The following is a 6,280-nucleotide window of genomic DNA, read 5'->3' as shown; positions in this document are numbered from 1 at the left end:
AGTGCCGCCAGTAGTCAGGATGTCGGGCCCGCCAGCTGGCCTGGGCGCGGATCTGGTTCTCGCGATAGTCGGGATCGACTCGCATGCGCTGGTGCTGCCATGCACGCCGGCGAGCACGCTGGCATGCCTTGGCCGAGCAAAAGCGTTGATGAGGGATGTGTGAGAGCGGAGTGAAGGGTGTGCCGCAGGCGGCACAGATCCGATCCGATTTCATGGCCGTACTCCACAGAGGATTCACAATGGGGTCGGCCGTGTTCGGGGCCAGGGTCAGTTGAAGCCAGCTCGCGGGACGCGGCGTCCCACCCTCGCAGATTTTCAGTTCCACTCTCCGGTCGCGCGGCGCAGAGCCTTGTGCCGCGAGCCTCTGCGGTCCACCCGCAAAAATTTTCACGTTTTGTGGCGTGACTGCCGAGTTTTTTCACTATTCGCGTCAAAAAGCTCGAAACGCCGTGACAGAGTTAGTGAAAAACTCCAATAAATTCAATGGGGCGACTTTTCAACATTTACGACACCCGACACGTAGATAGCACAACCTGAAAGCAGACCCATAAGTTGAAAGCTTACCCGATCGTTCAGGGCTCCAGCCAGTACACTATTGAAGGCCGCGCCGTTGCGCTGGACGGGATGAAGACTGCATGTGGCGCATCGCTGATCGCCAGCCAACAAGAATTCTTGGCAAGCGAGTGATGCTCTCTGATTTCAAATGAATCGGGCCTTGCCCGCTTCACACGCATTTCCGTCGCTGAAATGCAAAAACCCCCGCCTTTCGGGCGGGGGTTTCTGGCTTAGGGAGCCTGACGATTACCTACTTTCACACGGGAATCCGCACTATCATCGGCGTAGAGTCGTTTCACGGTCCTGTTCGGGATGGGAAGGGGTGGGACCGACTCGCTATGGTCATCAGGCAAAGAGGGTTGTTGCGCTGGCTTCGCAGCACAACCAATCCTGGAAGAAGCAGTAATCTTGAGTTGTGTGTATCACACACGAGAATCCAACTTGTCGCTTTGGATCGCAGCCGGTGCTGTCGCACGGCGCAGATCTACAAGGCAGACTTGTTATAGGATCAAGCCTTACGGGCAATTAGTATCAGTTAGCTGAACGCATTACTGCGCTTACACACCTGACCTATCAACGTCCTGGTCTCGAACGACCCTTCAAGGGGATCTAGTCCCCAGGGATATCTCATCTTAAGGCGAGTTTCCCGCTTAGATGCTTTCAGCGGTTATCTCTTCCGAACATAGCTACCCGGCGATGCCACTGGCGTGACAACCGGTACACCAGAGGTTCGTCCACTCCGGTCCTCTCGTACTAGGAGCAGCCCCCTTCAAATATCCAACGCCCACGGCAGATAGGGACCAAACTGTCTCACGACGTTCTAAACCCAGCTCACGTACCTCTTTAAATGGCGAACAGCCATACCCTTGGGACCGGCTACAGCCCCAGGATGAGATGAGCCGACATCGAGGTGCCAAACACCGCCGTCGATATGAACTCTTGGGCGGTATCAGCCTGTTATCCCCAGAGTACCTTTTATCCGTTGAGCGATGGCCCTTCCATACAGAACCACCGGATCACTATGACCTGCTTTCGCACCTGCTCGACTTGTCGGTCTCGCAGTTAAGCACGCTTATGCCATTGCACTATCAGCACGATTTCCGACCGTACCTAGCGTACCTTCGTACTCCTCCGTTACGCTTTGGGAGGAGACCGCCCCAGTCAAACTGCCTACCATGCACTGTCCCCGACCCGGATCACGGGCCAAGGTTAGAACCTCAAACAAACCAGGGTGGTATTTCAAGGACGGCTCCACCGAAACTAGCGTTCCGGTTTCATAGCCTCCCACCTATCCTACACAGATCGGTTCAAAGTCCAATGCAAAGCTACAGTAAAGGTTCATGGGGTCTTTCCGTCTAGCCGCGGGTAGATTGCATCATCACAAACACTTCAACTTCGCTGAGTCTCGGGAGGAGACAGTGTGGCCATCGTTACGCCATTCGTGCAGGTCGGAACTTACCCGACAAGGAATTTCGCTACCTTAGGACCGTTATAGTTACGGCCGCCGTTTACCGGGACTTCAATCAAGAGCTTGCACCCCATCATTTAATCTTCCGGCACCGGGCAGGCGTCACACCCTATACGTCCACTTTCGTGTTTGCAGAGTGCTGTGTTTTTATTAAACAGTCGCAGCCACCAGTTTATTGCAACCCCTTCACCCTTCTGGCGCGAGCCAGTCAAGCTACAAGGGCGTACCTTATCCCGAAGTTACGGTACCAATTTGCCGAGTTCCTTCTCCCGAGTTCTCTCAAGCGCCTTAGAATACTCATCTCGCCCACCTGTGTCGGTTTGCGGTACGGTCATCGTTAGACTGAAGCTTAGAGGCTTTTCTTGGAACCACTTCCAATTGCTTCGCTCCCTAAGGAGCTCGCGCCACACCCTTGAATTCCGCACCCGGATTTGCCTAAGTGCCTTCTCCAATGCAGCGACCGGGACTTCCAACACCCGGACAACCTTCCGCGATCCGTCCCCCCATCGCATCTAACAATGGTGCAGGAATATTGACCTGCTTCCCATCAGCTACGCATTTCTGCCTCGCCTTAGGGGCCGACTCACCCTACGCCGATGAACGTTGCGTAGGAAACCTTGGGCTTACGGCGAGGGGGCCTTTCACCCCCTTTATCGCTACTCATGTCAGCATTCGCACTTCCGATACCTCCAGCACCCTTTACAAGGCACCTTCGCAGGCTTACGGAACGCTCTCCTACCATGCGAGCAAAGCTCGCATCCGCAGCTTCGGTATATAGCTTAGCCCCGTTACATCTTCCGCGCAGGACGACTCGATCAGTGAGCTATTACGCTTTCTTTAAAGGGTGGCTGCTTCTAAGCCAACCTCCTGACTGTTTTAGCCTTCCCACTTCGTTTCCCACTTAGCTATATTTGGGGACCTTAGCTGGCGGTCTGGGTTGTTTCCCTCTTGACACCGGACGTTAGCACCCGATGTCTGTCTCCCGTGATTGCACTCTTCGGTATTCGGAGTTTGCTATGGCGGGGTAATCTGCAATAGACCCCCCAACCATGACAGTGCTCTACCCCCGAAGGTGAGACACGAGGCACTACCTAAATAGTTTTCGGAGAGAACCAGCTATTTCCAGGTTTGTTTAGCCTTTCACCCCTATCCACAGCTCATCCCCTAACTTTTCAACGTTAGTGGGTTCGGACCTCCAGTACGTGTTACCGCACCTTCATCCTGGCCATGGATAGATCACCTGGTTTCGGGTCTACGCCCAGCAACTGAACGCCCTATTCGGACTCGCTTTCGCTACGCCTGCCCTATACGGTTAAGCTTGCTACTGAACGTAAGTCGCTGACCCATTATACAAAAGGTACGCCGTCACCCCTTACGAGGCTCCGACTGTTTGTATGCATGCGGTTTCAGGATCTATTTCACTCCCCTCCCGGGGTTCTTTTCGCCTTTCCCTCACGGTACTGGTTCACTATCGGTCGATCACGAGTATTTAGCCTTGGAGGATGGTCCCCCCATCTTCAGACAGGATTTCACGTGTCCCGCCCTACTTGTCGCACACCTAGTTCTTTCATACTGTTTTCGCCTACAGGGCTATCACCTGCTATGGCCGCACTTTCCAGAGCGTTCGGCTAACAATACAAATAAAGAGTGCAAGGCTCATCCCATTTCGCTCGCCACTACTTTGGGAATCTCGGGGGATTTCTTTTCCTGCGGGTACTTAGTTGTGGCAGTTCACCGCCGTCTCTTCGCATGGCCTATGTATTCAGCCATGGATACTCCAAAAGGAGTGGGTTTCCCCATTCGGACATCTACGGATCAAAGCTTGTTTGCCAGCTCCCCGTAGCTTTTCGCAGGCTACCGCGTCCTTCATCGCCTGTGATCGCCAAGGCATCCACCACATGCACTTGTTCGCTTGACCCTATAACGAGTCTGTCTCGTTACAGGTTGAGTTCTCGCGTTGTGCCGTATTCCAAATTGAGTCAAACATAGAGTTCGAATCATCTTGAGATACATCGATACAATCACAACCCGGATAGTTTCCACGTCCATCTCAAGACGCTTCCGCTATCCAAATTACTTACTTCTTCCAGATTGTTAAAGAACGACAGCCGATACATACTACGTATCACTCTGACTGGCTCAATCGCCAATGCAAAATTCTCGGTTCAGTGTCTGAACCAAGCCCTTAGCGTTGGTGATTGGTGGAGGCAGACGGGATCGAACCGACGACCCCCTGCTTGCAAAGCAGGTGCTCTCCCAGCTGAGCTATGCCCCCATGAGTACAGATTTGCCTCAGGGTGTACCGCCACACAAGACGGTGGTGGGTCTGGTTGGATTCGAACCAACGACCCCCGCCTTATCAAGACGGTGCTCTAACCGACTGAGCTACAGACCCCTGAGTCTGTCTTTAAATTTACAGCCGATAAGCGTGAGCGCTCAACTTTGCGAGATAGCTCTGGAAAGGAGGTGATCCAGCCGCACCTTCCGATACGGCTACCTTGTTACGACTTCACCCCAGTCATGAATCCTACCGTGGTGACCGTCCTCCTTGCGGTTAGACTAGCCACTTCTGGTAAAACCCACTCCCATGGTGTGACGGGCGGTGTGTACAAGACCCGGGAACGTATTCACCGCGGCATGCTGATCCGCGATTACTAGCGATTCCAGCTTCATGCACTCGAGTTGCAGAGTGCAATCCGGACTACGATCGGTTTTCTGGGATTAGCTCCCCCTCGCGGGTTGGCAACCCTCTGTTCCGACCATTGTATGACGTGTGAAGCCCTACCCATAAGGGCCATGAGGACTTGACGTCATCCCCACCTTCCTCCGGTTTGTCACCGGCAGTCTCCTTAGAGTGCTCTTGCGTAGCAACTAAGGACAAGGGTTGCGCTCGTTGCGGGACTTAACCCAACATCTCACGACACGAGCTGACGACAGCCATGCAGCACCTGTGCGCCGGTTCTCTTTCGAGCACTCCCGCCTCTCAGCAGGATTCCGACCATGTCAAGGGTAGGTAAGGTTTTTCGCGTTGCATCGAATTAATCCACATCATCCACCGCTTGTGCGGGTCCCCGTCAATTCCTTTGAGTTTTAATCTTGCGACCGTACTCCCCAGGCGGTCAACTTCACGCGTTAGCTACGTTACTAAGGAAATGAATCCCCAACAACTAGTTGACATCGTTTAGGGCGTGGACTACCAGGGTATCTAATCCTGTTTGCTCCCCACGCTTTCGTGCATGAGCGTCAGTATTGGCCCAGGGGGCTGCCTTCGCCATCGGTATTCCTCCACATCTCTACGCATTTCACTGCTACACGTGGAATTCTACCCCCCTCTGCCATACTCTAGCCTGCCAGTCACCAATGCAGTTCCCAGGTTGAGCCCGGGGATTTCACATCGGTCTTAGCAAACCGCCTGCGCACGCTTTACGCCCAGTAATTCCGATTAACGCTCGCACCCTACGTATTACCGCGGCTGCTGGCACGTAGTTAGCCGGTGCTTATTCTTCCGGTACCGTCATCCCCCGACTGTATTAGAGCCAAGGATTTCTTTCCGGACAAAAGTGCTTTACAACCCGAAGGCCTTCTTCACACACGCGGCATTGCTGGATCAGGCTTTCGCCCATTGTCCAAAATTCCCCACTGCTGCCTCCCGTAGGAGTCTGGGCCGTGTCTCAGTCCCAGTGTGGCTGGTCGTCCTCTCAGACCAGCTACTGATCGTCGCCTTGGTAGGCCTTTACCCCACCAACTAGCTAATCAGCCATCGGCCAACCCTATAGCGCGAGGCCCGAAGGTCCCCCGCTTTCATCCGTAGATCGTATGCGGTATTAATCCGGCTTTCGCCGGGCTATCCCCCACTACAGGACATGTTCCGATGTATTACTCACCCGTTCGCCACTCGCCACCAGGTGCAAGCACCCGTGCTGCCGTTCGACTTGCATGTGTAAGGCATGCCGCCAGCGTTCAATCTGAGCCAGGATCAAACTCTTCAGTTTAAACCTGTTACTGTTTTCGGTTCAGTTAAGAACCGGTCGCTCACTCAAAGCTGACAGGAATATGAATCACTTCATAAACCTGACTTACTTTAGTGTGAGACTCTTGATACTTTCGCTATCTGATCCGAGGATCAGCTCGCTGCCATCAAGCGCCCACACTTATCGGCTGTTAATTTTTAAAGAACATTTATACTTAGCTCCCACTGGAGTAATCGGTGACATTGCGCTGTCACATTCGGCGTTCATACTAATTATAGTAATGAAT

At 53.4% G+C, this 6,280-nt stretch carries 1 protein-coding gene, 2 tRNA genes and 3 rRNA genes; 1 reads left to right on the top strand and 5 read right to left on the bottom strand.

The window, feature by feature from the left end; translation table 11 throughout:
* Positions 1-552 precede the first annotated feature (552 nt).
* A complete protein-coding gene (locus ACFTXQ_RS36155; RefSeq protein ID WP_198108122.1) occupies positions 553-687 on the top strand; it encodes a PAAR domain-containing protein in 135 nt (44 codons plus the stop codon).
* Positions 688-792: 105 nt separating this feature from the next.
* Here ACFTXQ_RS36155 and rrf read toward each other — a convergent pair.
* From rrf to ACFTXQ_RS36130, 5 genes are all read right to left on the bottom strand, one after another.
* Positions 793-905 (bottom strand): 5S ribosomal RNA (gene rrf, locus ACFTXQ_RS36150).
* A gap of 154 nt (positions 906-1,059) precedes the next feature.
* Positions 1,060-3,941, bottom strand: a 23S ribosomal RNA gene (locus ACFTXQ_RS36145).
* A gap of 281 nt (positions 3,942-4,222) precedes the next feature.
* Positions 4,223-4,298: transfer RNA gene (locus tag ACFTXQ_RS36140), tRNA-Ala, on the bottom strand.
* A 43-nt stretch (positions 4,299-4,341) separates the two neighbouring features.
* Positions 4,342-4,418, bottom strand: a tRNA-Ile gene (locus ACFTXQ_RS36135).
* Between the two features lie 64 nt (positions 4,419-4,482).
* Positions 4,483-6,015, bottom strand: a 16S ribosomal RNA gene (locus tag ACFTXQ_RS36130).
* The 16S, 23S and 5S rRNA genes sit together here with 2 tRNA genes alongside, the layout of an rRNA operon.
* Between the last annotated feature and the right edge of the window lie 265 nt (positions 6,016-6,280).

Origin of the sequence: Streptomyces sp. NPDC057010, assembly GCF_042673805.1 — a bacterium.
In the GTDB taxonomy this organism is placed as follows: Bacteria; Actinomycetota; Actinomycetes; order Streptomycetales; family Streptomycetaceae; genus Streptomyces.
This window is presented reverse-complemented; position numbering and strand designations above follow the sequence as displayed.